This window comes from Modestobacter lapidis (assembly GCF_054780755.1).
In genome coordinates this window covers 39,517-66,373 of record NZ_BAAGVS010000016.1, presented here as the reverse complement: position 1 = coordinate 66,373, position 26,857 = coordinate 39,517, and the positions used below count along the sequence as shown (strand labels likewise).

The window sequence follows — 26,857 nt, the reverse complement described above, 5'->3', positions numbered from 1 at the left end:
CAGCGCCCCGGCGGGCTGGTCCGCACCTCCCTCCCCACGTGTCACGTGCCCGGCCCCGATCTCCCGGGTCCGGCCCGCCGGCGGGGGTAGACAGGAACCATGGGCGAGCTCCCGATCGAGGTCGAGGCGCTCCCGGTGCTCAGCTGGGCGCTGGCGCGTGCCGGGGTGCCGCCGGTCTCGCGCCTCGTGCTGACCCGACCGGCCGGTGCCGCGCCCGTGCAGGGCGCCGCCGTTCACGTGGAGGTGCAGACCGCCGGAGCCCGGCTGGCCGAGCCGGTCGACCTGGTCGTCGACCTCGGCCCGGGCCGCACCGTGCTGACCGACGTGCCCCTGCGGCTGGACCCCGACGTGCTGGCCGGCGCCGTGCCGACCTCCTCCGGGACCATCGAGGCCCGCGTCGTCGTCGACGGCCGGGAGGTCGGCCGCGGGATCGCGGGCGTGCGGGTGCTCGCCCCCACCGACTGGCTGGCGGCGCCGGCCCCGCTGTCCCTGGAGATCCTCGCCGCATACGTCCGGCCGGCCGACCCCGCCCTGGCCACCCTCGTCGGGGCGGCCAGCGACCTGCTCGAGGGGCGCACCGGCGACCATGCGGTGCCGGCCGCCCCGTCCGGCCCGGACCGGGTCGACGAGCGGGCCGCGGCGATCGTGGAGGCGGTGCGCCGGCGCGCCGTCCGGCTCACTCCCGGTCCGGCCGACTGGGCCGGTACCCCGCAGCGGGTGCGCACGCCCACCGAGGTGCTCGACGACCGGGTGGGGAGCTGCCTGGACACCGCGGTCGTCGTCGCGGCCGCCTTCGAGCAGGCCGGTATCCGCCCCCTGCTGTGGGTGGCCGAGAACCACGCGTTCCTCGGTTACTGGCGGACGCCGACGTGCGCGGAGGCGACGGCGATCACCGCTGTCGACGGGCTGGTGGAGCTGGTCGAGTCCGGGGCGGTCCAGCTGGTCGATCCCACGATGCTCACCGCGGACGCCGAGCCGGCCACCTTCGGCGACCTGCACCGGACGCCGCAGGCCGCCTGGTTGACCGGGCACGCGGCGCGGGTCGTCGGCGTCGTCGACGTGCACCGAGCCCGGCTGGACGGCGTCCGGCCGCTGCCCGGCCGTGGGCCCGGGGACGACGCAGCGGCCAGGCCGGCCGACCAGCAGCGGCCCGGGCGCGAGGCGGACCGTGACGGCCGCACCGCGGCGCCCGCCCGGGTGGAACGGTGGAAGGCCGACCTGGTCGACGCCGATCCCCGCACCGCCCCCGCGCCCGTCCTGCGGCTGGCCCTCACCGTGCCCGGCGGCGTGCTCGCGGCCCTGGGCGACCGGATCTCCGGGGGCACGGCGGTCACCCTGCTGCCCGCCGACCAGCTGGGCGCGCTGCAGCGGGAGCGCGGCCACGCCGACGCCGCCGAGCTGCCGCCCGGGGAGCTGGCCGAGCTGCTGGCCGGCCACGCCGGCGTGCACGTCGACGTCGCGGGCGCCGCGTACCCGGAGCTGCTGAGGTCCCTGGCCGCCGCCGCGCCGGCCGGGCCCGGCGGCGACCGGCTGTTCCTGGTGCTGGGCAGCGTGGTCGCCGACGTCGACGGTCGCCCGCGGCGCGCGCCGCTGCTGCTGCTGCCCGCCGCCCTCACCGCGATCCCCTCGACCGGCGCCTACGCGCTGACGCTGGACCCGACCGACCGGAGCCGGCTCGATCCGCGCCTGCTCGCCGCGCTGCGCCGGCGCTCGGGAGGGCGCCCGCCGTGGCCGGCGGCACTGAGCGACGAGGGGGCGCCGGCCGGCGCCGTCCTGTCCGCCGTGCGTGACGCGCTGGCCGCCGCGGACCTCCCGCTGCGGGTCGAGCCCACCGCCGAGCTGGCGGTGCTGCCCTCGGCGCCGACGCCGCTGTGGGCGGACCTCGACGCCCACTGGGCGGAGTTCACCGCTGTGCCGCTGGTGGCCCACCTGATGCACGACCGGCCCGGACCGGTCCCCGGGCCCGCGCCCACCGTGCCCGCCGACGACGAGCTGGACGAGCTGGCCGCCACCCTTCCGCTACCCGCCGACGCCACCCAGCTGCGCGCGATCGCCGCGGCCACCGCGGGGCACACCGTGGTGCTGGCGGGCGCCCCGGGCACCGGCACCTCGCAGACCCTCGCGAACCTGGTCGCCCGGTCGGTCGCCGACCGGCGGCGCGTGCTCGTCGTCGCGCCCCGGGCCGAGCTGGACGTGCTCGCCGAGCGGCTGGCAGCGACCGGGCTGGGACCGCTGGTCGCCGACCTGCGGCCCGGGCGGGCACCGTTGCCCGCTTTGCCCGCATTGCCCGGGGCCGCCGCGGACGTCCGGTCGGACGCGGCCGGGGAGCTGCGCGAGCTGCGCCACCGGCTGGCCGGGTACGCCCGGCGGCTGCACGAGCCCAACTCCGCGGGCCTCTCGCTGTACGCGGCCCGCACCGGCATGCTGCCCGCCGACCCGGACGCCCCGGTGCTGCCCGTCCCGACGTCGTTCGCCCGGAGCGCATCGGTGCGCACCGTCCGGGCGATCCGGGACGTGCTCGCCGCCCTTCCCCGGCTCGCCGCTCCCGCCGGGCCGCGGCCGGCCCATCCGTGGGGCTTCCTGGACCGGCCCGACGTCGATCCGGTCGAGGTGCAGTCGGCGGTCGTCGCAGTGGACCGGGCGCTGGACGGGCTGCCCTCGTCCGGGCCGCTGGCCGGGGTGCTGGCCGCGGTCCGGACGGCGGACGAGCTGGACGTCCTCGGCGCCGTGCTGGCCGACCTGGTGGACGGCCCGCCGGTGCCGCTCGCCGTGCTGGACGAGGTCGCCCGGGCCGAGTGGGCAGCACCCGCCGATGCCCTGCTCCGGTCGGTCAACGCCTTCGTGGCGGCCGGGCACCCGGGCCTGGACGTCGCCGTCCCGGCGGCGCTGGGCCTGCCGCTCGACGAGCTGGCCGACGCGGCCCGGGCCGCCGCGGCGTCCGGGCTCCTCGGCCGGACGAGACGGCTCTCCGCGGTGCTCGACGAGCTGGCTCCGGCGCTGGCCGACGGCGCGCGCGTCGCGCCGGCCGAGCTGCCGGCGCTGCTCGGGCAGCTCCTCGCCGCCCGGACGGCCGCCCGTGCGCTGGCCGCCCGCGCGGCCCGCCTGCCCGGGCTCCAGGTCCCGCCGGACTGGAACCCGCTCGTCGACCCGTTTCTCGCCGAGCGCCAGGTGGCCCGGGTGCGCCGGCTCGCCGCCGCCGCCGCCGGGAGCGCAGCGCCGTTCACCGGCCCGCTGCGCCGCTTCCTGGCCGCCGCGCCGTCGTGCGACGTGACCACCGCCGCGGCGGTCGCCGCCGCCCGGGACGCGGTCGCCGCGCTGTCCGCCGCCTGCGCTGCCGTCCCCGCACAGCTGGGTGCGTGGGCCGGCGAGGACGGGCTGGTCGAGCGGTGGGCCGCCACCCGGGACGGGCGGGCCATCGACACCTACGGCCTGCCGTCCCTGCGGCACTGGCGGGAGCTGCTGACCGGGCTGGGGCTGCTGCACTCGGCCGGTCTGGACGCGGCACGGACCGACCTGCTGCACGGCACGGTGCCGGCCGTCGACGCGGTCGCGGCGTTCGACCGCGGGCTGGCCGGGGCGTCGCTCGCCGAACGGCAGGCAGCGACCGGTCTGGGCGCGGCCGACGCGGAGGCGCAGGAGGCGGCGGCCCGCCGGTTCCCCGCCGCCTCCGCGGCCGCCCGGTCCTCCGTGGTCGCGGCACTGGCCGCCCGCGCCGCCGATCCTGCCGGCGCCCCGGCCGGTCCGGGGCCGGACGGGTTCCCCTGCGTGCTGGCCGACCCCGAGTCGGTCGCCCGCTGTCTTCCGGCGGCCGCCGGGCTGTTCGACCTCGTGGTGCTCGACGGGGCGTCCCGGCTGCGGGTGGCCGAGACGATCGGTGCGCTCGGCCGGGCGAGGACGGCCGTGGTGGCCGGGGACGACCGGCAGCCTCCACCGGTTCCGCCGGATGCCACCGACCCCGCGGAGACGCTGCTCGACGCGTGCCTGCGCGCCGGGGTACCGGTGCTGGAGCTGGCCTGGCAGCACCGCGGCGCCGACGAGGCGCTCGTCGCGTTCAGCGACGCACAGCACTACGGCGGCCGGATCTCCTCGGTCCCGTCACCGGCCGGAGGACGCGCGGTCTCGCTGGTGCGGGTGCCCGGGACGTTCCACCGGTCCGGAACGCTGCCCGGCACCAATCCGGCCGAGGCCCGGGCCGTGGTCGTGGAGGTGCGGCGGCGGTTCGACGCCGAGCCCGACGGGGTGCCCTCGATCGGCGTCGTCACCCTGCACCGCCAGCAGCGGGGGCTGATCGAGCGGCTGCTGCGCGACGCCGGCGACGACCGGCTGACGGAGGCGCTGGACTCGGCGGCGCTCGTCGTGGCGCACGTGGAGGGCGCGCCGGGCCTGGTGCGGGACGTCGTCCTGCTGTCGCTGGGCTGCTCGGCACCCGAGGGCGGCCGCGTGCCCGGCGACCTCGGCCCGCTGGCGCGCGCCGGCGGCGAGCGGTGGCTCAACGTCGCCGCTACCCGGGCGCGGCAGCAGGTGGTGGTCTACGCGTCGTTCGACCCGGAGCAGCTGCGGCCGGAGGAGACGTCGGCGCTCGGCGTCCGGCAGTTGCGGGCCTACCTCGACCTGGCGGCGTCGGGTGCCGACGACGCGCCCCGGTCTGGTCGGCCCGACGCCCACCGGGACGACGTCGCGGCCGCGCTGCGGGAGCGCGGGCTGGTGGTGCGCACCGACGTCGGCCGGTCGGACTTCCGCCTCGACCTCACCGTGGCCCGTCCGGCGGCGCCGGCTGCCCCGGTGCTGGCGGTGCTGCTCGACGGCCCGGCGGAGGCCGTCCGGTCGACGGTGACCGACCGCGTCGGAACGCCGGTCGACGCGTTGCGGCGGCGGGGCTGGCCGGCGGTCGAGCGGGTGTGGCTGCCGTCGTGGCTGGCGGACCGGGAGGCGGTGCTCGACCGGCTGGTCGCGGCGGTCGAGAGCGCCGTCTCCCCGGCGCCGGCGGCGCCGCTGCCGCCGCTGCCGGCGGCGGCCGCCACTCCCCTGGTGGTCGAGCCGCCGGCGGCCCGGGTCTTCCCCGCCGCGGCCGGTTCGGACGGGGATCCGTCGGCGGCGGTGCCGGTGCGGGTGACCGCCCGGCCGGCGGTCCCGCCGGCGATGCTGGCCGGCGAGCGTCCGTTCGTGCCGTGGACACCGGCGCCGGCCGGGGCGCCGCGGGCGTTCCGCCGGCTGACCGACCCGGACGTGGCGCGGCAGGTTCGTCGGGTGCTGGCCGCCGGCATCGCGGCGGAGGGCCCGATCCACCGCGACCGGCTGGCCCGGCTGACCGCGGGGGCGTTCGGGGTGGCCCGGGTGAACGAGGCGCGGCGGGAGTCGATCCTGGCGCTGCTGCCGGACCCGGCGGCGGAGTTCCGCTGGCCGACGGGGCTGGACCCGGCGACGTGGACCTGGTTCCGCCGCCAGTCGTCCAGCGCCGAGCGGCCGCTGGAGCACGTGCATCCGGACGAGATCGGCAACGCGATGGTCGCGCTGTGCCGGGGCGGGAACGGGATGACCCGCGACGAGCTGTTCGCGCGGACGCTGGCGGTGTTCGGCCACGGACGGCGCCACCCGGTGCTGCTGCCGTACCTGGAAGTGGCGCTGGCGCACGCCGTGCGGGCCAGCCGGGTCACCCGGGAGCCGGCGGGCCGGTTGATCAGCGCTGCCTGACCGTTCGGAGCGAGCCGCCCGCGATACTGGGCCGCATGACGTCACGGGCGAAGGTCCGCGTGTGGCATGCCGAGAAGGGATGGGGAGTTCTCGACTCCGCGGACACTCCGGGCGGCTGCTGGGCCCACTTCTCGGCCGTCCTCGTCTCCGGGTACAGGACTCTCGATGCCGGCGGGCCCGTTGAGTTCACCTTCGAGGCCGCCGAGCAGGACGGCTACTCGTTCCGGGCCGTCGACGTGTGGCCTGCTGACCGGACGCCGGTCCGAAGCCACAACGAGGTGCCGGGACCATCCCCTGCCTACCACTCGACACCGACCCTCACCCGCGGAATCGAAGACGAGAATCGCACGCTCTGACCGAGTTACCCACGCATCCGTAGCGGGGCGCGCGCCGGCTCAGCTACCGGCGTGGTCCGATGATGATCTCGGTGTTGTCGGGGCGGTAGGTGCGCCATCGGCCGTCGGGTGGTCGTTCGACGCGGAAGCCGTGGTGGACCTTGGTGTGGTGGCGTTCACAGAGGAGCGCTGAGTTCGTCAGGTTGGTTTCGCCACCGTGGACCCAGTGGATGAGGTGGTGCACATCGCACCACCAGGTCGGTGCGTTGCAGCCGGCGAACACGCAGGCCTTGTCGCGCCGCTCGACGGCCTTCCGTAGGGCGGGGGTGACCACGCGGTGGTCCCGGCCCAGGTCCAGCGGAACGCCGTCGGGACCCATCACGATCCGGGAGATGCTGCCGTCGCAGGCCAGCCACCGGGCCCGCTCGGCGGAGATGCACGCTCCGAAGCCGGTGGACGCAGCGCCGGCACCGGTGGCCGGGTCGGCGAAGTCATCGACGTCGAGGTTGAGGACCACGTGCGGCTTCACCCTCCGCAGGAACGCTGAAAGGACCCGGCCGCCCCCCACCGCTCGCAAGCTCGCGCCGGGCCCCTGCCGCCGGGCCACTGCAACGGCCACCCCCAGGGGCCCGCGCCGAGCTTGCGAGGCGTGGGGAGGGGGCGGTCCTTCGACTTCTCCCCACCGACGGCATCCAGGTAGAACCGGCCGGTGATGCTGCCGTCGGCGTGCTTGGCGATGGCCAGCCGGCGGCCCTCGGTGGGGTCGGGCTCGGGGCCGTCGGGGTCGAGGGCGGCGCAGTAGCGCTGCACGCACCCCCGCAGCGTGTCGAAGGGCTGGGTCGCCGCCGCCAGCGCCAGCGCCGCATCCACCTCCGCCACATCCACACCCTGATCAGCGGCCTCCGCCAACCGCTCGCACGTGGCGACCGGGGCGATCACCGCCACCGCCTCGGCGGTCACCTCACCCGCGGCGAACGCCGCCGCCACCGCCGGCAGCTGCTCCAACACCCGACCCGAGTGCACCAGCCGGGACGCCGCCTGCGAGGACAGCCGCAGGTGACCTCGCCCCCAGGACGCCATCGTCTTCAGCCCGTCGTGCTCGGGCGCCTGGGTCAGCTCGCACTCCCGCACCGTGCGCGCCAGCTCGGCATCGATCCGGTTCCTCACCTGCTGCAACATCGACGCCCGGTCCAGCAGCTGCGGCCCGAACATCGACTTCAGATCATCGGCCGCCAGCGCGTCCAGGGCCGAGGTCAACTCACCCATGACACCTCCCGCAGCGTTCGAACTGATGTTCGAAGTCTATCGCGAGGGTTGTGCCGCCACAAGACGAAAGCCCAGCTCACAACGGTACTACTGTCAGCCGCCAGCCGATCACTCAGGCACCCACGACCACCCCGCCGCCAGGCCACGAGCGATCATCGCGGACCGACCACGTTCTGCGACCGACCGGTGACGGCGGGCTTGGGCACGCCTCACCCGCCGAGATGCACCGTGCAACTTCCGTTCCGCAACCTTCGACTGCCAGGTCACGGGCGTCACGGGATCACCCGAGGTCGGCCCCGGCGAGTCGTCGAACGGACCGGGCAGCAGATCGCTCGAAGCCACGAATCAGTCACTCTGCGTGCCCGTTCACCGGGGCGACCGGTCACCTAACGTCGTCGCGTCCGTCGGGTCCCCAGCCGTCGCCGTCCGTGGCGACAACCCGCCGGACACCGCCGAACCGGGCGTCAGCAGCAGTTCCGAGCTGACCCCGGACCGGGGACCCACCGCAGTACTGGGGTGAAGCGCGACCGGCACGCAGGTGCCGCCGTGCCGGGCGAGTTCCCCGCCCGAACCCGTCAGCTAACTCGGTAGGCGGTTTGCGGAGAACAAGGAGAAACCGTCGTCCATGACGACCATGCGCACGTCCCCTGCTCGTCGTTCCACCCGTCCCGCCCGTCGCGCGGCCATCACCCTGCTCGCCAGTGCCGGGGTGGTGCTCACCCCGCTGACCGCCCAGGCCGCCGCCGGAGCGCCGGCAGCCGCCCCGGCGGCGACCGTCCAGGCGGCGCCGGTCGCCGCACCGAACCACGCGGCCCAGGTGGCCGTCGACACCGCGCTCGCCCAGCAGGGCAAGGCCTACGTGTGGGCCGGCGCGGGCCCGAACGTCTACGACTGCTCGGGCCTGACCCAGTTCGCCTTCCGGGCCGCCGGCATCGACCTGCCGCACTCGTCCCGGATGCAGTCGACGATGGGGACCCCGGTCGCGCGGGCCGACCTGCAGCCCGGTGACCTGATCTTCTTCTACAGCCCGGTCGGCCACGTCGGGATGTACATCGGCAACGGCCTGATGGTGCACGCACCGACCAGTGGGGACGTCGTCCGGACCACCAGCGTCGACGCGATGTGGGGCTACACCACCGCCCGTCGCCTGGTCTGACTCCTCACCTGCCCGGCTCCGGCGTCCCCGCGGGGGCGCCGGAGCCGGGCAGGTGCTCGAGCAGCCGGTCGAGGAAGGGCACCTGGCCCCGGACGAGCCGGCGCCGCGCCTCGTCCACCGGGAACCAGGCCGACCGGTCGATCTCCGGGAACTCCTGCAGCCGCCCGGAGCGGGGCGGCCACTCGATCGTGAACGTGTTGCTCCGGGAGGCGGCTGCGTCGAGGTCGCCCGCCGCCGCCCACACGGTGAGCAGCTTGCCGCTGGTCACGCGCACCTGGCCGAGGGGCACCAGGTCGGTGGCCGGGACCGGCGAGCCGAGCTCCTCCTCGAACTCGCGGCGGGCCACGTCGAGGGGTTCGTCGTCCGGGCCGTGCTCGCCCTTCGGGATCGACCACGAACCCTCGTCCTTGCGGGCCCAGAACGGCCCACCCATGTGCCCGAGCAGGACCTCGCACCCCGAGCCGGGGCTCAGCCGGTAGAGCAGGATCCCGGCACTCGTCCTGGCAGGCACGACTGCATCTTCGACGGTGGCGATCAGTCGCCGACGTAGGCGCTGACGCCGAAGTGCTGCTCGCCGTTCTCGTCCTCCTGGACGAGCACGGTGTAGGCCTGCCCGCCGACGATCGCGGCGCAGGTGTCTCCGTCGCACTCGACGGTCTCCAGGGCGGCTCCCTGCGCGGCGACCGTCTCGGCGAAGGCGGCCTCGGTGTCGGCGTTGCGGTCGTCCTGCGCCGCGCGGAAGTAGACGAGCCCGGTGACCGCCACGGCAGCGACGATGACGGCGGTCAGCAGCGTGATGAGCAACGTGGTGTGCCGGGTGATCCAGCCGGGCTCGGCGTCCTCGACGGACACGGGGCCGGCCGGATCGCCGGGGTGGGACGCGATCAGGTCGGGCGTGCCCGGCCCGGTCGTCGTCGGGGCCGGGGATCCCGCCGTCGTCGACCCGGTCGCGCCGGTGCCGGTGGGGGTGGTGCCGTCGGTGCTCATCTGGAAGGTGCCTCGTCCTGGTCCGGGGTGGAGAACGGCGCGATGCGGCCGACCTCCGACAGTGCCACAGCGTTCGGCGCCGGACGCCCGGCGCGGGGCCGGACGGCGCAGTTCACAGCAGACCGCCAGCCGGGCGACCGCTCACAGCTGGGGCACGCACTCCCCTGCGCCCAGCCTGGCCAGCCCGGTGAGGTCACCGGCGCCGAAGTCGACGGCGTCGTGGGTCTCCGGGTACATGAGCTGGCTGGGATCCGACACGTGGTCGAGGCCGACGAGGTGGCCCAGCTCGTGCAGGACGACGGCGCGGGCGAGCGCGACGCCGCCCGGCCGGGCGACGAAGTCCGCGAACGCGCCGGCGTCCAGGTCGACCACGCCGGTGACGTACACCTTCGGTTCTCCGGTGATGGCCACCGCGGCGCTGCCCGCCTCGCCGACGGTGTCGGTGCCGAACACCGGGTTCTCGTCCTCCGTCTGCCACGAGATGAGCACCGGCGCCCACCGGTCGCCGTACCGGTCGGGCTGGTACAGCGCCCGGGCGTCGGACGACGCCTCGTCGGTCGGCCCGTCGTAGACGAACTGCAGGCCGGTGACCTCGGAGATCCGCGCGACCGCGTCCCGGACGACCTGCTCACCGCCCACCGGGGCGTTGTCCGGCCGGACGACGTAGTGGACGGGCCGGCAGGGGTCGTAGCCGACCGGGGTCACCCCGTCCTCCTGCAGGGCGACGAACCCGTGGACGCCACCGGCCGGCGGTGCCGGCAGCGGGGTACCCAGCGGTTCCGCCGACGCCCCGATCCCCGGGGTCGGGTACGGCAGCGCCTGCTGGACCGTGGCGGAACCGGGCATCGTGGGATCCGGGCCGGCGAGGTGCGCGGCGCCGAGGGCGAGCCCGATCACCAGCACCACCGCCGCCGGCCCACGAGAGCGGAGGCGTCGGCGGCGCGGTGGTTGCGCGGCCGACGCCCCCGCCCGCCACGGCTCCGGCGGCACCGGCGGCACCGGCGGCTCCGGCGGCACCGGCGACGGCGGTGGTCCGGCGGCCTCGTCGATCACCCACTGGGGAACGCGTCCGGTTGCGGACCTGGGCAGGCCGGCGGGCAGACGGGGCCCCGCGCCGTCCTGCTCGTGCACTCCGCCTCCTTGCCGCTGTTCCGCTGATGGTGGACCCGTCCGGGCGCACCCCGTCCCCGGTGACGTCCGCGCGATCTCAGCCGCCGGCGTCGGGCGGGGTCAGCAGCGGCGCCCTGGTCCGGGTCATCAGGTCGAGCAGGTCGGTCATGGCCTGCCGCACGCCGATGAGCTGCGCCTCGACACCGTCCATCCCGCCGAGGCCGACCGGCCCCGACCGGGCCGTCTCGACGGTGAGGCCGTCGATCTCCGCCGCGCTCCGCTCGAGACGCTCCAGGTCGGCCAGGTGCCGCAGCTCGACCGACAGGTCGGCGGCCTGGTCCCGGTAGCGGATCAGCGCGTCCGCCCGGTGCCCCAGCTGGACCCCGGCCCGGTCGAGCGCGGCCCACTGCTGCTCCCAGTAGTCGGCCAGCGCGCCCTGGGGGCGGGGGCCGAGCTGCCGGCGGGTCGCGTGGATGCGCAGGGCGAGGTCGACGATCCGGTCGACCTCCGCCCGCATGTCGAACGCGGCCCGGCTCTCCCTCAGGTAGGGCGACTGCCAGGCCGGCTCGTCGATCGTCTCCGCCCACGCCCGGCAGGCGGCGCCCGCGACCCGGGCCTCGACAGTGCTCAGCGCGGCCAGCTGCGCCTCGGCCGGCGGGGTGGTGACCGCGCCGGGTGTCGCCTCCGGCACGCCGGTCAGGGCCAGGAAGACGACGTGGGCGAGGAGGACCACGACGCCCCAGGGCGACACGATGCTCTGCAGCAGCACGAAGACCAGCGCAGCGATCGCCCACTGCTGCCAGCCCGGCAGCCGCCGCCAGTCGTCCCCGCGGCGCTGCACCCAGCCGTCCTCGCGGAGCACCCGGTTCGGCACGTCCTCGCGGGTGATCACGAGGCGGCCGCCGGTGAGGCACCGCGAGGGCCACAGCGCCCGCCGCGACGCGTCACCGGTCGTCATCGGTCCCTCCCGCCCGTGCGTGCCTCACGCCGAGGCGCAGGTGACGCCGGCCGGCGCGCCGGCCAGGTCGATGACGACGGTGCGGTTGGCGGCGGCCGCAGCCGGGATCAGGTTGCCCGCCGCGTCGTGGTCGACGACGTAGCCCGGGAACTCGCTGCCGAGCCCGAGGACGGTCATCGAGGCGGTCGGCACCCCGAGGTCGGCGAGCAAGCCGGACACGGCCTGCGCGCGCTCCCGGCTCAGGCTCCGTTGCCCGTCGAGGTCGCCCACCCGGGCGGTCGTGCCGGTGACCGTGGCGGTCGACGACGCGTCGACCAACTGCTCGGCGATCGGCCCCAGCGTCGCCCGCGCGGCGTCGGGGTCGGCGAAGTCGGCGCTGTCGGGCCGGAAGGCGACGTCCCCGCCGGTGAGGGTCACCGTGCCGGCCGAGCACCGGACGCTGCTGCCCGTCGGGACGATCGAGACGTCGGGCAGGCCGGGAGCAGCCGATCCGGTCAGCGGCGCCTGCTCCACCTGCACGTCCCGCGCGCCGGCGGCCTCGGCGATCGCCGTCCAGATGCCGATGAGGTTCGCTTGCTGCGCCCGGCCGATCGCCGGCTGCGGGTCGGCGGTGTCGCCGAGCCCCTGGAGGACGACGTCGGCACCGGCCAGCTCCGGCAGCTCGCCCGCCGCGGCCAGGCTGGTCGCGATCTCGGCCGGGTCGGCGTCGAGCATCCCGGGCTGGGTGAAGTCGAGCGGCGCCACGGTCGAGAGCCCGGAGTCGACGACGACGATCGTGTGCTGCCCGCTCCTCGATGTGATCGAACGCGCCGCCTCGTCGATGGCGCCGAGCAGGTCGACCTCCGGCGTCTGCGCCGCGGCGCCCGCCAGGTCGGCGTTGATCCGCTGCCGGTGCGCGGCCCGGTCCGCCTCGGCCGCCTGGTCGTTCGCGTCGCTGACCGCAAGCGACCACGCGTCCAGCTCGAACGGGTCCCCGTCGGCGACGAACACGGACAGGTACGACTGCGCGTCCATCGCCGCCACGAGGGCGGCGGCGGCCGCGCCGTCCGCGGTCGGTACCGGCATGTTGCCGTGGGCGCCGATGACCAGCGCCAGCGCGCCTGCCGGTTCCGCGGCCTCGACCGGCTGGGTACAGCCGGCCAGGCCCGCGACGAGGGCGATGCTGCCGGCACCCGCCGCGAGGCGGCGCAGGACGGAGGAGCTGTGCACGAGGGTCCCTTCGGGGGTGTGCCGGGGGTGGCGGTGCCGGACGTGGGTCACCGGGCCGCCGCCGGCCGGGCGTGGCCGTTGACCTTGATCGGGACGGACCCCCACAGCCCGTCCGCGGCGTGCCGGGGACCGGCGGGCGTGGCCACGTCGGGAAATCCGCTGCCAGCCACCGGCGCCGCGGGCTCCGGCCCGGTGGCCGCCGGCGCGGCCGGGTCGAGACCGCGCCCGGTGGTCACGGCGTTGGTGGCGGCCGGCTGGCCGAGCAGCCCGGCCAGGTGGATCCGGGCGAGCTCCTTGAGCTCGGTGATCTCGGCGTCGATGCTGAGCGCCGCGTCGGCGGTGCGCTGGGCGACCCGCGCCTGCTCGGCCCGGGCGTTCTCCAGCAGCCGCTCGGCCGCCACCAGCGCCCGCTCCGCCGTGGCGGACGCGGTTCGCCGGCGCACCAGGTCGGCGCGCAGCTTCTGGTAGCTCGTCATCCGTGGGCGGTGACCGGAGAAGCCGATCCAGAACGCCAGGACGCCGGAGGCGAGGTAGAGCCCGCCGAGGAGCAGCGCGGAGAGCAGCGGGTCGGGGCCGGTGGGCACCACGGTGGCCGCGTCGGCGCCGAAGCCGGCGCCCGCGCCGGCGGCCGTCGTCGGCACGTACTGGGTGCGCACGTAGAAGGCGATGCCGCCGAGCGCGGCCCAGGCCAGGGCCATCAGCCCGACCCAGACCTTGCCGAGGCCGCCCTGGCCCTCGCGGATGTTCTTCGCCGTGTGCCCGGCAGCGTGCAGAACGGCGACGGAGGCGAACGTGAACGAGCCGACCAGGATCCAGGTCAGGACGGCGTCCTCACGGAGCAGCCCGGCCAGGGTCATGTAGAAGGTGACGAAGTCACCGGCGGCCACCACCGGGAGCAGCAGCAGGAGTGCCCGGCTGGTCCACCGGCTGCTGGTCAGCCCCTCGAGTCGCTCCAGGTCCGGGCGACGGTTCCGCCGGTCGGCCTGGTCGGGGCCGTCGCCGGGCAGCAGCGCCTGCTCGTACGCCGTCACCAGGCGTTCGGTGTGGCCGAGCTCCGCCTTCGCGGCCTCGGCGCGTTCCCGGGCGGCCACCGCGGCGGCGTCCGACTCGCCGAGCACCTGCTGCGCCACCGCGGCCTGCTCGGTGGCCGCCATCGCGGCGTGCGCGTGCCACTGGGGGCGCAGCGAGTCCAGCCAGCCGTCGAGGACGTCGGCGTTGCCCGCGTCGAGCGCGCCGGTCGCGTGCAGCTCGGTGACGGCCTTGTGCACGGCGTCGCGGGCGGCGCCGGCCGACAGCCGCGGCGGCAGCTCGGGGTGCACGGGCCGGCGGAGCCGGGTGGCATCGGCGGGCAGCGGGGTGGTGGCGGGCTTCTCGGGCTGCCGGTTCACGCGGCGACTCCGGCTTCTCGGGAGGACGGGACGAGGACGTCGGTGCCGGCCCACGCGGGCGGCGGGAAGAGGTCGTCCCGCCACTGGTGAACCAGCGCCTCGTGATCGGGGTGCCGGCGGGCGAGCGCGCGGCGGTAGATGGCGGCCTGGCGGCGGATGAATTCGCCGTAGCGCAGGACCCGGGAGCGGGCGATCTCGGCGCGGTGCCGGCGGCGCGCCTCGAGCTGGGCGCGGCGGGCGAGGGCAGCGTCCACCGCCTGCTGCGCCTCGTCGACGGCCGTCTGGGCGGCGGCCACCCGGCGGTCGTGCTCGGTCTGCCGCCGCTGCCGGACCAGGGCCTCGGGGAGGCCCTGCTCGCCGGCGAGGCGGCGGGCCAGCTGCGCCTCGGTCGGCGGAACCGCCGTGCGGGCGTGCTCGAGCCGGCCCGTCGCGACGGTGGTCCGCGCCCGGGTCAGCTCGGCCTCGAGGCGGCCGAGCTCGACGGTGAGGGGCTCGACGTCGGCGAGGTAGCGGGTGCGCTCGCGCTCGCAGGCGTCGCCGTGCCGGGCCAGGAGGTCCTGGAGCACCGGTGTCGTGCCGGCGTCCATGCCGAGGGGCAGCCCGGCCCGGCGGTCGGCGCGGGCGTGCAGGCGCAGCCGGATGCGGGTGGGCCAGTGGACGGGCAGCGCGCGGTAGCGCGCACCCACCCCGTCCCGTGCAGACCTGGTCGTCACTGGCTCCCCCGCTGCGCTCCGGACGTCGGGCGGCGGAGGTTCCGTCGCCCTCCTGCGCGTGGGAACCGATGCGGAACGGCGCCGGGTCACAACAGCAGGAGAACCGGATGTAAGCAGTCAGGAACGGGCGTGTGGTGACTGTGAGTGAACATCCCGCCGAAAGAGTGAGACGGCGGCACCCGAACGGCGGACGTCGTCCGCGCCGGGCCGGTCAGCCGACGGCGACCGCACCCGTCCCGTTGGGCACCAGTTCCACCCAGGTGTTGCCCGCGGCCAGCCGGACGGGGTTGCCGTCCGGGCCGGTGAGGAACAACCGCTCGCCGACGGCGTGCTTGGTCCACCGGCCCGGGATCGTGCTGCCACCGGTCGCGACGAGCGCCTCGCCCGAGCCGACCAGGACCGTCTCCGGCACCGGGTTGCCGGCCGGGTCCGTGGCCGCGGTGCTGACGATGTCGACCCGCAGAACGACGACGTTCGCGGCGCGCAGCGGGGTGCCGTCCGCCTCGACGGCCGGGGTGGCGCCCTCGGCCCGCACCCAGCGGGCGTCCGGCGCGCTCCACGTCCACACCGGGCGACTGGACCGGGAGAGCATGAGCTGGACCGCGGCGGCGGGCGCGCCGCCGGTGACCGCGGTCGGCTGCGCGCCGGCCTCGGCGTAGTCGAACTGCGGAGCGGGCGGGGCGAAGTGCCCGGGGTCGGCCTGGGCCCACAGCGCCGCCGGGTCGGCGTACACGTTGTGCGGCGCCCGCCGGGAGCTGATCCGGTGGAAGCCGGCCGCGCCGGCGTCGTGGCTGATGACCTGGAGCCCGGCGGCGGCCACCGCGTCGACGTAGGGCCGCTGACCACCGGAGAAGGCGAACAGGCCGCGCAGCGGTGCGGCGATCGCCGGATCCATCGGCCGGATCGAGCGGACCGGGCCGATCTCCGGCGGCACGGCGGAGTGGTAGACCGCGACGTAGCGGGTGATGCCGCCCTCGACGACCTCCTCCCAGACCACGTCCGCGGCGTTCAGGCCAGTCTGCGGCCGGGCGTCGACCGAGTTCTCGATCTTCACCGCGAGGGCCGGCCGGGGCGGGACGGGGCCGCTCTCCAGCCCGGTCAGCGGCCACAGCACCGGCGGCGGCGGCGGAGGCGGCGGCGGGGTCGTCGTGGTGGGCGCGCTGGCGGCGGTCGGCTGCACCGGCGACGAGCCGCAGGCGGCCGAGCCGGCGAGGACGGCGCCGAGCGCGAGCACCGCGCCGAAGCGGCGGCGGGACAGGCGGGCGGTGCCGGGTGACGTCGAGGCGACGGAGGGGTGGTCCACGGGGCACGCTCCTGCGTCGGGTGGGAAGCAGCCGCGCCGGACGGCGGGCTGCCCGGTCACGGTAGGCACGCTCCGGGCCGGACTCGTTGCGCCGCACCGGCCGCTGTCCCGGCGGCTGTCCCGGCAGCCCCACCGGTCCCCCGGCGCCCCAGCCGGCGGCTTGGGCGCCACTGGGGACACCGTGGAAACGACCGCGGGGCGCACCGCCGGATGGCGATGCGCCCCGCAGAGGCAGAGCTCAGATCACTGCAGGTTGACGGTGACCCCGCCGGAGAACATCGAGTCGTGCAGCTCGATGGAAGTCGGCGCCGTGCCGGCCGGGACGTCGAAGACGACCTTGCTGTTCAGCGCGTTGCCGGGGTTGATCTCCTCGTACAGCGACGCCGAGTCCTCCAGGTAGATGGCGGCCTCGCTGTCCGCCGAGAACTCCTGGCCCTGGGCGTTGAAGAGCTTGGCGTTGTCGCCGAAGAAGCTCTGCGGCTTGTCCCCGACGTTGGTGATCGTCAGGTCCACCATGCAGAACTGGCCCTGAGCCGTGGTGCTGAAGTACTCGCTGCCCAGCTCCGTGGCACTGCAGTCGACACCGTTAACGACGAACTGGAACTTGCCGTCAGCCGCGGGCTGGCCGATCCCCGGATTGGTCGGAGCCGGAGCCTCCACCTCCTCGGCGACCGGCTCCTCGGCGACCGGCTGCTCGACGACCGGCTGTTCGACGACCGGCTGGCCACCGGTGGCGGCATCCGCGGCCGCGGGCGCCGTGGTGTCGTCGCCCCCGCCACCGATGTTCGCGAAGATGGCGATCACGATGATCGCGGCGAGGATCACGAACCACTTGCGCTTGTACAGCGGCTTCTTGGTCTCGACCTGGGGCTGCTCGGGCAGCTGGGGCATTGCAGGGGCTTGCGTCACGGTGTGGATCTCCCCGTTGAAGTGAACTGTCGGGAACGAAACTATGCGGAACGCGAACGTCATCTGATGGCCACGACTGCCAATGCGACCGCGTGTCCCTGGCACTTTGCGACGATCCGCGCGTCACCCGCCCCAGACGTCCCGCGGGCCCCGGTAGCCCCCGCGAACCGGCAGCCTGGTCCGCTCGATCCGCCTCTCGTCCCACCCGTCACGGCGCTGGCCGGACGTCCCCGGCTCTGTCACCGGCGACCGGTACACAGAGGGGCATGGGCGACAGCACGGACCTCCAGCTCGAGCCGACCGACGTGCCGGTGCGGGCGACCCGGGTGTCCGTCGACGTCACCTCCGTGCCGGTGCTCAGCTACGCGCTGGCCTCCAACGGCGTCCCGGTGGTGTCGCAGCTGACCCTCACCGGCAGCGGGGCCCCGCTCCGGAACGCGAGCGTGCACGTCGGCGTCCGGGACAGCCAGGGCGCGATCGGCACGCCGGTCGAGCTGCTGGCCGACGTCGACCCGGGCCGCACCACCGTGCTCACCGACGTCGGGCTCCGGCTCGACCCGGCGGCGATGCTGCAGGTCGAGGAGCGTCGTCCCGGCTGGCTCACCGTCTCCGTCGAGCAGGACGGCGCGGTGCTCGGCTCGGCGCGCGTCCCCGTCGTCGTGCTGGCCGCTGCCCAATGGCTGGCCACTCCGCTGTCGCTGGCCATGGAGATGCTGGCCGCGCACGTGCTGCCCAACCACCCGGCGGTTCCCGCGCTCCTGGGCGAGGCCGCCGAGCTGCTCCGGGCGGAGACCGGCAGCCCGTCGGTGCAGGGCTACCAGGCCGGCCCCGAGCGGGTCGACCAGATCGTCGCCGCGGTCTGCGCGGCGGTGCAGCGGCGCGACGTCCGGTACAGCGAGCCGCCGGCCAGCTGGGCCGACGCCGGCCAGAAGGTCCGCACCCCCGGCGAGGTGCTCGACGGCGCGGTCGGCACCTGCCTGGACCTGGTCGTCGTGCTCGCCGCGGCGCTCGAGCAGGCCGGCATCCGGCCGCTGCTGTGGCTGGTCGAGGGCCACGCGTTCCTCGGCTACTGGCGCGAGGAGATGTCCGCGCAGAGCGCCGCGACCACCGACGTCGCCGGTCTGGTCAACCTCGTCGACCTCGGCCTGATCCGGCTGATCGAGTCGACGCTGCTCACCGCCCGCGCCGAGCCCGCGGCCTTCGACGAGCTGCACCGGCCGGCCTACGCCGCCTGGCTCACCGGCGACCTCGATCGGGTCATCGGCGTCACCGACGTGCACCGCGCCCGCCGCGACGGCGTCCTCCCGCTGCCGGCCCGCACCCGCGACGCCGACGGCACCGTGCAGGTCGTCGAGTACCGGCCGGCGGTGCACAGCACGCCGGCCCGGACGCGGGACGCCGGGCCGGCGGCGCCCGGCGCACCCCGCGAGACCGCCCCGCCGCGCATCGCCCAGTGGAAGAACGCACTGCTCGACCTCAGCCTGCGCAACCGGCTGATCAACTACACGCCCCGCTCCGGGCTGGCGCTCACCGTGCCCGACGCGCACCTGGCCGACCTGGAGAACATGGTCAACGGCGGATCGGTGCTCACCCTGCTGCCCAGCGACCAGCTCGCCGCCGTCGCGCGCGAGCGGGGGCTGCGCTCGGCGCGCGAGCTGCCCCAGGAGCAGTTGGCGAGCCTGTTGCTCGACCGGCGCGGCCTCTACGTCGACGTCCCCGAGGCCTCCTACGTGCCGCGGATGCGGGCGCTGGCCTACAAGGCGAAGACCGTCGTCGAGGAGACCGGCGCCAACAACCTGCACCTGGCGCTGGGCAGCCTCGCCTGGGAGCTCGACGGGCGGCCGCTGCGCTCGCCGCTGGTGCTGCTGCCCGTCGTCCTCAAGCCCGCCTCGCGCAACGGCGCGTACCGGCTGAGCCTCGACGAGTCGGGCACCAGCACGCCCAACTACTGCCTGCTGGAGAAGCTGCGCCAGCTGCACGGGCTCACCGTGCCCGGGCTGGCCGAGCCCGCCGTCGACGGCGCGGGCATCGACCTGGACGCCGCGCTGCAGGCGATGCGGCTCGCGGTCGCCGAGCGGGGGCTGCCCTACCGGGTGGAGCCGACCGCCGACCTGGCGATCCTGGCGTTCGCGAAGTTCCGGCTGTGGAAGGACCTCGACGAGCACTGGGCCGACCTGACCGGGAACCCGCTGGTCGCGCACCTGACGCGCTCCCCCACCGAGCCCTTCCCCGACCCGGTGAGCGCACCCGTCGCGCCCGACCTCGACGAGCTGGCCGCGGCGGTGCCGGTGCCGGCCGACGCCTCCCAGCTGCAGGCCGTGGCCGCGGCCGCCGCCGGGCAGACCTTCGTGCTGGAGGGCCCGCCCGGCACCGGTAAGTCCCAGACCATCACCAACCTGCTCACCCGCGCCGTCGCCGACGGCAAGCGGGTGCTGTTCGTCGCCGAGAAGCGCGCCGCCCTCGACGTCGTCGCCCGCCGGCTCGAGGCCGTCGGGATGGGCCCGTTCGCCCTCGACCTGCACGACAAGGGCAGCCGGCCCGCCGCCGTCCGCACCCAGGTCCGGGCCGCGCTCGAGCACGCCGTCGAGGTCGACGAGCAGGGTTTCAGCGCCGACGGCGAGGACCTCCGCTCCGCCCGCCGCGCGCTGGCCCGGTACGCCGCCCGGCTGCACGAGCCCAACCCCGCCGGGCTGTCGCTGTACAGCGCGCACACCGGTGTGCTCGCCGCCGGCGACGCGGTGCCGCCGCTGCCGGTCGACGCGTCCGCCGTCGCCGGGCTGGGCGCGGAGTCGACCGCTGCGGTCCGCCGCGCGCTGGCCGGCCTGCCCGACGTCGCCGACCTGGCCCGGCCGCGCCCCGACCACCCGTGGGCGTTCGTCGACACCGCGGACGTCGACGTCGACGCGGTGCAGCGAGCCGCCCTCGACCTGAACAACGCCATCGGACCCGACCCGGTCGACCCCCGCGTCGTCCCCGCGCTGAAGACCGCCCGGACGCCGGACGACCTCGACGCGCTCGCCGCCCTGCTCACCGGCCTGCCCGTCGGGCTCGACGTGCTCGACCAGGCCCGCACGCCCCGCTGGGCAGCCGCCGCGAGCGCCATCGCCGCGGAGGTGACCGCGTTCGCCGCCGCCCAGCACCCGGGGCTGGACGTCGCCACCCCCGCCGCGCTGGACCTGCCGCTGGCCACCGTGCACGCGGCCGCGCAGGAGGCCGCGCAGTCGAGCTGGTTCGGGCGCAAGAAGCGGCTGATCGCGGTCCGTGACCAGCTGGCCGGCGCGCTCCGCCCCGGCGTCGAGATCGAGCCCAAGCAGGTGCCCACGCTGACCGCCGCCCTGCTGCGGCTGCAGGAGACCGCCCGCGACCTCGGCCGCCGGGCCGGGGAGGTGCCCGGGCTGCAGGTGCCGCCGGCCTGGAACCCGCTGACCGATCCCGGGCTGGTCGCCGGCCAGGCCGCCTGGCTGCGCCGGGTGGGCGCGGCCGTGCACGGCACCGACGGATTCCCGGGGGCGCTGCGCCAGCTGCTCGCCGACGGGCCGGTGACCGAACCCGCCGCGGCCGAGCGGGTCGCCGGCATCCGGGACGCCGCCCGCCGGCTGATCGCCGCCTGCCGCAGCACTCCGGCGGCGCTCGCGGCGTGGACCGGGAACACCGGGATCACCGTGCAGTGGGCGCTCACCCGGGTGGAGCGGGCGACGTCGGCGCCGGGGCTGCCGTCGCTGCGCCGGTGGCTGGACCTGATCGCCGCGCTGGAGCCGCTGCGCGGGGCCGGCCTGCTCGAGGCCCGGGCCGCGCTGCTGACCGGAGCGGTCCCGGCCGACGACGCGGTGCGGTCGTTCGACCGTGGTCTGTCGCTGGCCTCGGTGACCGAGCGCGAGGCGGCGACCGGGCTGGCGGTCTTCGACGCCCCGGTGCACGAGAAGGCCATCGCCCGGTTCACCGCCGCGTCGCGGGCGGTCCGCGCCCACCTCACCGCCGCGCTGCCGGCGGAGGTGCTCGGGTCGCGCTCCTTCGACGTCGCCGCTCGGGGCGGCCGGATCGGCGCGCTGCAGCGGGAGCTGAACCGCCAGCGCGGCGGGCTGGGCGTGCGCGGGCTGCTCGCCGAGTACGGCGACCTGATCACCGCGGTGATGCCGTGCGTGCTGGTCAGCCCCGACTCGGTGGCCCGCTTCTTCCCCGCCGTGGCCGGGCAGTTCGACCTGGTGGTGTTCGACGAGGCCTCGCAGATCCGGGTCGCCGACGCGGTCGGCGCGCTGGGCCGGGCGAGGGCCGCCGTCGTCGTCGGGGACAGCAAGCAGATGCCGCCGACGTCGTTCGCCGAACCGTCGTCCGGCGCCGACGACGACGTGCTGGACGACGACCTCGCGACGGCGGTGGAGGACGAGGAGTCGATCCTCTCCGAGTGCGTGCAGGCCCGGGTGCCGCGGCACTGGCTGTCCTGGCACTACCGCAGCCAGGACGAGTCGCTGATCGCGTTCAGCAACGGCCAGTACTACGAGAACCGGCTGTCGTCGTTCCCGGCGCCGGTGCACGGCCCCGCCTCATCCGGCCCGGACGGCTTCGGCGTCTCGCTGGTGCGGGTCGACGGCGTCTTCCACCGCTCGGGCGGCGGCGGGTTGCTGCGCACCAACCCGATCGAGGCCGAGGCGATCGTGACGGAGATCCGCCGCCGGTTCGCCGCCTCTCCTGCCGAGCTGCCCTCGTTGGGCGTGGTCACGTTCAACGCCCCGCAACGGTCGCTGATCGAGTCGCTGCTGCGGGACGCCGGCGACGAGCGGCTGGTCGAGGCGCTCGACCGCACCGACGGCGAGGGCATGTTCGTCAAGAACCTGGAGAACGTGCAGGGCGACGAGCGGGACGTGGTGTTCTTCTCCACCGCCTTCAGCGTCAACGAGCGGGGTGCGCTGCCGCTGAACTTCGGGCCGCTGAACAGGTCCGGCGGCGAGCGCCGGCTGAATGTGGCGATCACCCGGGCCCGGCGGCAGGTGGTGGTGTTCTCCTCCTTCGACCCGGCGATGCTGCGGGCGGAGGAGACGTCGTCGACCGGGGTCAAGCACCTGCGGGCGTACCTGGACATGGCGGCGCTGGGCACCGATGCGCTGCCGCGCGACGCCCGTCCCGTCTCGGTGCCCGACCGGCACCGCGAGGAGGTCGCCGCCGCGCTGCGCGACCGCGGGCTGGCGGTGCGCACCGACGTCGGGCTCTCGGAGTTCACGATCGACCTGGCCGTGGCCCGGCCCTCGGCGCCCGATGCCCCGGTGATGGCGGTGCTGCTGGACGGCCCGGCGTGGGCGCGGCGCCGGACGGTCGGCGACCGCGACGGGCTGCCGGTCGAGGTGCTCGGCGGGATGCTGCGCTGGCCGGCGGTGCAGCGGGTGTGGCTGCCGGAGTGGCTGGCCGACCGCGAGGCGGTGCTCGACCGGCTGGTCGCCGCGGTGGAAGCCGCCGCTCCTGCTGCTCCCCCTGCCCCCGCTCCCCAGCTCCCCCCCTTCATGGCCGCGAAGGCGGACCCGGCGGCCGAGGCTCCAGCTCCAGGTCCGGCTCCGGCTCCGGTTCCGGCTCCGGCGGCGCCTGCCCGGCGGCCGATGGCCTCGGGGCCGGTGCCGCCGCTGCCGGCGCAGGCGCCCACCCCGCCGCGGGCGCTCGACGACGAGGAGCCGTTCGAGCCGTGGACGCCGGCGCCGGCCGGCGGCAAGGAGATGCTCGACCGGATCGCCAACCCGCGCGGCGCGGAGAAGGTGCGCAAGGTGCTGCTCACCGGGGTTGCGGCCGAGGGGCCGGTGCATGTCGACCGGCTGGCCCGGCTGACCGGCGGGGCGTTCGGGCTGAGCCGGGTGCTGCGGGCACGGCTGGACTCGCTCGGCGCGCTGGTGCCGCCGGCGATGCGGGTGGGCGACTTCGTCTGGCCGGACGGGCTGGACCGGGCGACGTGGACCGGCTTCCGCCGCGACCCGGCCGCCGACCGCCCGATGGAACAGATCGCGCCGGAGGAGATCGGCAACGCCATGGTCGCGCTCTGCCGGGCGAGCGCGGGGATGACCCGGGACGAGCTGTTCGCCCAGACGCTGGAGGTGTTCGGCTACCGCCGGCGGACGGCCGCGCAGGTCGCCGTCCTGGAGGCGGCGCTGCAACTCACGCTGACCGCCGGGCGGCTCGGCGAATCGGCGTCCGGGCTGCTCATGGTGTGAGCCCTCGACGCAGCGCAGCGGGCGCTCACGCAAGGAGGCTCCGCCAGCTCGACTCAGCTCGAGAGCAGGGCGAGCTGGCCGAGGGGTGGGCCCCTCCAGAATCTTGTGCTCTGCGTACCGGGGGCAAGCAGAGCACAAGATCCCGGGAGGGTGGTCGGTCAGGAGCCCCGGCCGGCGCCTCGGCCATGTCGACGGGACGCAGCGCACGGACTCGGCCCTTCGCATCGCTCCTCACCGGCCGCGTCCCCTAGCGTGGTGCCGCCACCGGTGGCCCAGATCGGAGTTCCCTCATGGAGATCCTGCACTCAGCCATCGCGATCCTGGGCGCGATCGTGCTCATCATCCGGTTCAAGGTCGACCCCGTCATCTCCCTGCTGATCGCCTGCGTGTACCTCGGGCTCGCCACCGGGCTCGGCGCCGAGGGCACCGTCGCGCAGATCACCGGCGGGTTCGGCGAGATCATGGCCGAGGTCGGCCTGCTCATCGGCTTCGGCGTGCTGATCGGGGCACTGCTGCACGCGATGGGCACCTTCAGCGACCTGGTGGAGATCCTCGCGCGCCGCATGGGGCGTCGTCTGCCGTACGCGATGGCCGCCACGCTCTCCACGATCTTCCCGTCCATCTACGTCGACGTGCAGGTCGTCCTGGCGGCGCCGATGGCCAAGGAGTCGGCGCCGGCCGTCGACCGCCGCCACGGCCTGCCGTGGCTGGCCGGGGCCATGGCCATCGGCATCTTCGCCGGGTACGTCTTCGTCGTGCCCGGCCTCGCAGCGGTCGCCATCGCCGGGCTCATGGAGGTGCCGCTGGGGACCTACCTGCTGTACGGGCTGCCGATCGGGCTGACGACCGCCCTGGTCACGACGTTCCTGTTCTGGCTGCTGCTGGGGCGGGGCTACTGGAACGACCGGACCGACCTCGACCCCGACGTGGTCGTCGAGGAGGGGCGTCCGCACGACGAGACGGAGGACGTGCCGCTGGCCGAGCGCGCCGCGCAGTTGCCCTTGTGGGTGCGGCTGCTGCCGATCCTGGTGCCGCTGGTGCTGATCGCCACCGGGGCGATCGCCGGCCTGGCGGACGTCTCGAACCCGGTGCTCACCTTCCTCGGCGACGCCAACATCGCTCTCTTCGTGGGGCTGCTGATCGCCTTCGGCATGGTCCGGCCGTCGCTGGGCGGGGACGGGGTCGGCACGGTCCTCACGGCCGGCTTCCGCACCACCGGCGAGATCCTGCTCGTCACGGGCGTCGGCGGGTCCCTGGGCGCCGTCATCGCCGAGAGCGGCATGGACCAGACGCTCATCGGCCTGTTCTCCGCCGACGAGAACGCGCCGGTGATCCTCAGCATCCTGCTCGCCTGGCTCATCGCCGCGGTGCTGCACTTCGCGATCGGGTCGGTGTCGGTCGGGGCGATCACCGCCGCAGGCATCATCTCGCCGATCGTCGGCTCGCTCGGGGTCGACCCCGTCGTCATCGCGCTGGCCATCGCCTCGGGCGCCATGTTCGCGCTCCACGTCAACAGCAACTTCTTCTGGATGTTCAGCACGCTGCTCGACCTCTCCACCAAGGGCAGCCTGAAGACCCTGACGATGGCGACCTCGCTGGGGGCCGTCGTCTCCCTGCCGCTGGTGCTGGTGGCCAGCCTGGTGGCCGCGGCCGTCTGAGCCCGGGCGAGGGCGGCCTCACGACGGCCCCGACACCCGGGGCCGCGCGCCCATCGCGTGGTCGAGCGCCCAGTCCAGCACGTCGTCGGCGATCTGCTCCCAGCCGGGCGCGGCCGGCAGCAGGTGCGGGTAGCCGGGGTACTCGCGCAGCTCGGTGACCGCGTCGCCGCGGTAGTGGTCGGCGTTGGACCGCTGCACCGACGGCGGCATGATGTGGTCCTCGCTGCCGGAGACGAACAGCAGCGGCGGCCGCGCGTCGTTGCCGTAGTCGACGGCGGCATCCTGCGGGCCGGGCATGAAGTTGGCCAGCACGGAGCTCCACAGGATCCGGCCCGACGCGGGGATGTGGTACCGCAGGTACAGCCGCCGCGACTCCGCCGCGTCGAAGGTGTTGGTGAAGGCGTAGTGCCACTGCTCCTCGGTGAGCGGGACGGCGCGGTGCCGGTTCGCCGGGTTCCGGAACGCCGTCCACGTCGATCGCAGCTGCGACAGCGGGAGCACCCTGACGCCTCGGTCGGCGCGGAGTTCAGGGCGACGCCCACTGCTCCGTGGCCGCGGTCGAGCAGGAGCTGGGTGATCGCCCCGCCGGCGGAGTGCCCGATGAGGATCGGTGCGGTCGGGAGTGCGCCGACGACCTCTGCCATGGAGTCGACGATCTGCGGCAGCGTGACCTCCACGATCGGGGTCGGGTCGGCGTTGAGCGCCTCCACCTCCACCTCGAAACCGGGATAGGTGGGAGTGAGCACGCGGAAGCCGCGGCGCTCGTAGTGGCTCGCCCAGTTCTCCCAGCTGCGGGGGGTCACCCAGAAGCCGTGGATGAGCACGATGGTGTGGGGGGCGGACGGTGGCGTGGTCATGGCGGTCTCCTCGCGGTCTCCGGGCGGCTGTGGCCCCGCTCGCTCAGGACCCTGGCAGCGGGCGGGGACGGCGGATCGGCTGTGCGTGCCCGGCTCTGGCCCCTGGGTGCCTTCCTCCCGGGGTGCATCCCTGCAAGGCTCGGGCCGACGTCCGCGAGCAGGGGCCACGATGCTGATCCTCGACACCACCGACCTCCCGCCGGCCGACCGCGCCGAGGCGTTCCGCGCCGCCATGCAGCAGGCGTCGGTGCCCTGCCGGGTGGAGCTCCGCACGCCACCTGCCGAGCTGCATGCGCGGATGCACCTGTGGCCGCTGGGCCCCGGGGCGGTGTTCACCACCGACGCCTCGCCGTTCCGCCTGGTGCGCACACCGCGGCACGCGCGCCTCGGCGGCCAGTGGGCGCTGGCGGTGTCGTTCCAGGCGCGCGGCCGGGGCGAGTACACCCAGCTCGGCCACGAGCAGCTGGTGCTCGGCAGCGAGCTGATGGTGGTCGACCTCAGCGCGCCCTACTCCTTCGGCTGCGCGGTCGGTGGCGGCGCACGGTCGTTCCAGCTCCCGTACGAGCAGCTGGGCCTGCCTCCTGACGTCGTCCGGCGGGCGACGCCGCGGCTGCGCGCCAGCCCGCTGCGCGACGTCGTGCTGGCCCACCTGCGGCAGGTGGTCGCCTCGGCGGACGAGCTTGCGAGCCGATCCCGGCGCCGCGGCGTTGGGGACGGCCACCGCCCAGCTCGTGCGTGCGCTCGTCGTCTCTGCCGGCGGCGGCGAACGCCGGCGCGCTGACGTGCTCGAGGAGACGTTGCTCGTGCGGGTCCGGGCCTACGTGCAGCAGCACCTCACCGATCCCGGGCTCACCCCCGCCGCGATCGCCGCCGCGCACAACGTGTCGGTACGGCAGCTGTACCGGGCGTTCGAGCAGGCCGGGTCGGGCGTCGAGCAGTGGGTCATCCAGCGGCGGCTCGCCGCCGCCCGGGCGCAGCTCATCTCACCCGCCGGCCGCCGGCGGTCGATCGCCGCCACCGCGCGGGCCCACGGCTTCGCCGACCCGAGCCACTTCACGCGCCGGTTCAAGGACGCCTACGGGATGAGTCCGCGCGAGTGGCAGCGGACAGCGACCACCGGCTGACCCGC

At 75.7% G+C, this 26,857-nt stretch carries 19 protein-coding genes, 1 pseudogene and 1 riboswitch; of the genes and pseudogenes, 7 read left to right on the top strand and 13 right to left on the bottom strand.

Annotation, left to right across the window (positions count from 1 at the left end):
• Nucleotides 1–99: 99 nt before the first annotated feature.
• Together ACYVG5_RS15250 and ACYVG5_RS15245 are read left to right on the top strand one after the other, a co-directional pair.
• A complete protein-coding gene (locus ACYVG5_RS15250) occupies nt 100–5,691 on the top strand; it encodes an AAA domain-containing protein (RefSeq protein ID WP_222050667.1) in 5,592 nt (1,863 codons plus the stop codon).
• A gap of 35 nt (nt 5,692–5,726) precedes the next feature.
• A complete protein-coding gene (locus ACYVG5_RS15245; protein ID WP_222050668.1) occupies nt 5,727–6,047 on the top strand; it encodes a cold-shock protein in 321 nt (106 codons plus the stop codon).
• Between the two features lie 43 nt (nt 6,048–6,090).
• On the opposite strand, the gene ACYVG5_RS15240 is transcribed toward ACYVG5_RS15245, so the two are convergent.
• The gene (locus ACYVG5_RS15240) at nt 6,091–6,555 is read right to left on the bottom strand and encodes an HNH endonuclease signature motif containing protein (RefSeq protein ID WP_460683314.1); all 465 of its coding nucleotides are present in this window, start codon (nt 6,553–6,555) and stop codon (nt 6,091–6,093) included.
• Nucleotides 6,552–7,292, bottom strand: coding sequence for a DUF222 domain-containing protein (locus tag ACYVG5_RS15235; protein WP_222050626.1), 741 nt, complete (start codon nt 7,290–7,292; stop codon nt 6,552–6,554). Before ACYVG5_RS15235 ends, ACYVG5_RS15240 begins: the two co-directional genes overlap by 4 nt.
• Before the next feature lie 464 nt (nt 7,293–7,756).
• Nucleotides 7,757–7,901, top strand: a riboswitch (cyclic di-AMP (ydaO/yuaA leader).
• A 16-nt stretch (nt 7,902–7,917) separates the two neighbouring features.
• Here ACYVG5_RS15235 and ACYVG5_RS15230 point away from each other — a divergent pair.
• Nucleotides 7,918–8,448: a C40 family peptidase gene (locus ACYVG5_RS15230; protein WP_222050624.1), complete on the top strand. Its 531-nt coding sequence runs from the start codon at nt 7,918–7,920 to the stop codon at nt 8,446–8,448.
• 4 nt (nt 8,449–8,452) lie between these two features.
• Here ACYVG5_RS15230 and ACYVG5_RS15225 read toward each other — a convergent pair whose 3' ends face one another.
• The 9 genes from ACYVG5_RS15225 to ACYVG5_RS15185 form a co-directional block, all read right to left on the bottom strand.
• Entirely contained in the window at nt 8,453–8,959 is a 507-nt protein-coding gene (locus ACYVG5_RS15225; RefSeq protein WP_222050623.1) for an NUDIX domain-containing protein, read from the bottom strand.
• A 23-nt stretch (nt 8,960–8,982) separates the two neighbouring features.
• Nucleotides 8,983–9,435, bottom strand: a complete 453-nt coding sequence (locus tag ACYVG5_RS15220) for a hypothetical protein (RefSeq protein WP_222050622.1) — start codon at nt 9,433–9,435, stop codon at nt 8,983–8,985.
• A gap of 141 nt (nt 9,436–9,576) precedes the next feature.
• Nucleotides 9,577–10,566 (bottom strand): matrixin family metalloprotease, encoded by a 990-nt coding sequence (locus ACYVG5_RS15215; RefSeq protein ID WP_222050621.1) that lies wholly within the window; start codon nt 10,564–10,566, stop codon nt 9,577–9,579.
• A gap of 76 nt (nt 10,567–10,642) precedes the next feature.
• Complete coding sequence (locus tag ACYVG5_RS15210; protein ID WP_222050620.1) at nt 10,643–11,503, bottom strand: hypothetical protein; 861 nt, start codon at nt 11,501–11,503, stop codon at nt 10,643–10,645.
• Between the two features lie 24 nt (nt 11,504–11,527).
• Nucleotides 11,528–12,712, bottom strand: a complete 1,185-nt coding sequence (locus tag ACYVG5_RS15205) for an OmpA family protein (protein ID WP_460683313.1) — start codon at nt 12,710–12,712, stop codon at nt 11,528–11,530.
• Nucleotides 12,713–12,759: 47 nt separating this feature from the next.
• Complete coding sequence (locus ACYVG5_RS15200) at nt 12,760–14,100, bottom strand: hypothetical protein (RefSeq protein WP_222050618.1); 1,341 nt, start codon at nt 14,098–14,100, stop codon at nt 12,760–12,762.
• A complete protein-coding gene (locus ACYVG5_RS15195) occupies nt 14,097–14,813 on the bottom strand; it encodes a hypothetical protein (RefSeq protein WP_222050617.1) in 717 nt (238 codons plus the stop codon). The genes ACYVG5_RS15200 and ACYVG5_RS15195 overlap by 4 nt, the downstream gene beginning before the upstream one ends.
• Nucleotides 14,814–15,024: 211 nt before the next feature.
• Nucleotides 15,025–16,116: a DUF3048 domain-containing protein gene (locus ACYVG5_RS15190; protein WP_460683312.1), complete on the bottom strand. Its 1,092-nt coding sequence runs from the start codon at nt 16,114–16,116 to the stop codon at nt 15,025–15,027.
• Between the two features lie 243 nt (nt 16,117–16,359).
• Nucleotides 16,360–17,007, bottom strand: coding sequence for a DUF4352 domain-containing protein (locus tag ACYVG5_RS15185; protein WP_246631121.1), 648 nt, complete (start codon nt 17,005–17,007; stop codon nt 16,360–16,362).
• 284 nt (nt 17,008–17,291) lie between these two features.
• Between ACYVG5_RS15185 and ACYVG5_RS15180 the strand changes: the two genes are divergently transcribed.
• Together ACYVG5_RS15180 and ACYVG5_RS15175 are read left to right on the top strand one after the other, a co-directional pair.
• A complete protein-coding gene (locus ACYVG5_RS15180) occupies nt 17,292–23,213 on the top strand; it encodes a DUF4011 domain-containing protein (protein WP_222050615.1) in 5,922 nt (1,973 codons plus the stop codon).
• A 290-nt stretch (nt 23,214–23,503) separates the two neighbouring features.
• Nucleotides 23,504–24,871 carry a GntP family permease gene (locus ACYVG5_RS15175; protein WP_222050614.1) on the top strand — a complete coding sequence of 456 codons (1,368 nt, stop codon included), beginning with the start codon at nt 23,504–23,506 and terminating at the stop codon, nt 24,869–24,871.
• Between the two features lie 18 nt (nt 24,872–24,889).
• Here ACYVG5_RS15175 and ACYVG5_RS15170 read toward each other — a convergent pair whose 3' ends face one another.
• Both ACYVG5_RS15170 and ACYVG5_RS15165 read right to left on the bottom strand, forming a co-directional pair.
• Entirely contained in the window at nt 24,890–25,372 is a 483-nt protein-coding gene (locus tag ACYVG5_RS15170) for an alpha/beta fold hydrolase (RefSeq protein WP_222050613.1), read from the bottom strand.
• Nucleotides 25,373–25,380: 8 nt separating this feature from the next.
• A pseudogene (locus ACYVG5_RS15165) lies at nt 25,381–25,728 on the bottom strand (alpha/beta hydrolase); the annotation flags it as partial.
• A gap of 169 nt (nt 25,729–25,897) precedes the next feature.
• Between ACYVG5_RS15165 and ACYVG5_RS15160 the strand changes: the two are divergent.
• Entirely contained in the window at nt 25,898–26,509 is a 612-nt protein-coding gene (locus ACYVG5_RS15160; protein ID WP_222050612.1) for an AraC-like ligand-binding domain-containing protein, read from the top strand.
• Nucleotides 26,460–26,852: a helix-turn-helix domain-containing protein gene (locus tag ACYVG5_RS15155; RefSeq protein WP_222050611.1), complete on the top strand. Its 393-nt coding sequence runs from the start codon at nt 26,460–26,462 to the stop codon at nt 26,850–26,852. Before ACYVG5_RS15160 ends, ACYVG5_RS15155 begins: the two co-directional genes overlap by 50 nt.
• The last annotated feature ends 5 nt before the right edge of the window (nt 26,853–26,857 follow it).

Bases quoted from the DNA above. Each gene is read 5' to 3' on its own strand.
- ACYVG5_RS15235 (WP_222050626.1), bottom strand. From the start codon at position 7,292: ATGGGTGAGTTGACCTCGGCCCTGGACGCGCTGGCGGCCGATGATCTG.
- ACYVG5_RS15250 (WP_222050667.1), top strand. From the start codon at position 100: ATGGGCGAGCTCCCGATCGAGGTCGAGGCGCTCCCGGTGCTCAGCTGG.
- ACYVG5_RS15185 (WP_246631121.1), bottom strand. From the start codon at position 17,007: ATGCCCCAGCTGCCCGAGCAGCCCCAGGTCGAGACCAAGAAGCCGCTG.
- ACYVG5_RS15245 (WP_222050668.1), top strand. From the start codon at position 5,727: ATGACGTCACGGGCGAAGGTCCGCGTGTGGCATGCCGAGAAGGGATGG.
- ACYVG5_RS15220 (WP_222050622.1), bottom strand. From the start codon at position 9,435: ATGAGCACCGACGGCACCACCCCCACCGGCACCGGCGCGACCGGGTCG.
- ACYVG5_RS15230 (WP_222050624.1), top strand. From the start codon at position 7,918: ATGACGACCATGCGCACGTCCCCTGCTCGTCGTTCCACCCGTCCCGCC.
- ACYVG5_RS15180 (WP_222050615.1), top strand. From the start codon at position 17,292: ATGGGCGACAGCACGGACCTCCAGCTCGAGCCGACCGACGTGCCGGTG.
- ACYVG5_RS15210 (WP_222050620.1), bottom strand. From the start codon at position 11,503: ATGACGACCGGTGACGCGTCGCGGCGGGCGCTGTGGCCCTCGCGGTGC.
- ACYVG5_RS15175 (WP_222050614.1), top strand. From the start codon at position 23,504: ATGGAGATCCTGCACTCAGCCATCGCGATCCTGGGCGCGATCGTGCTC.
- ACYVG5_RS15160 (WP_222050612.1), top strand. From the start codon at position 25,898: ATGCTGATCCTCGACACCACCGACCTCCCGCCGGCCGACCGCGCCGAG.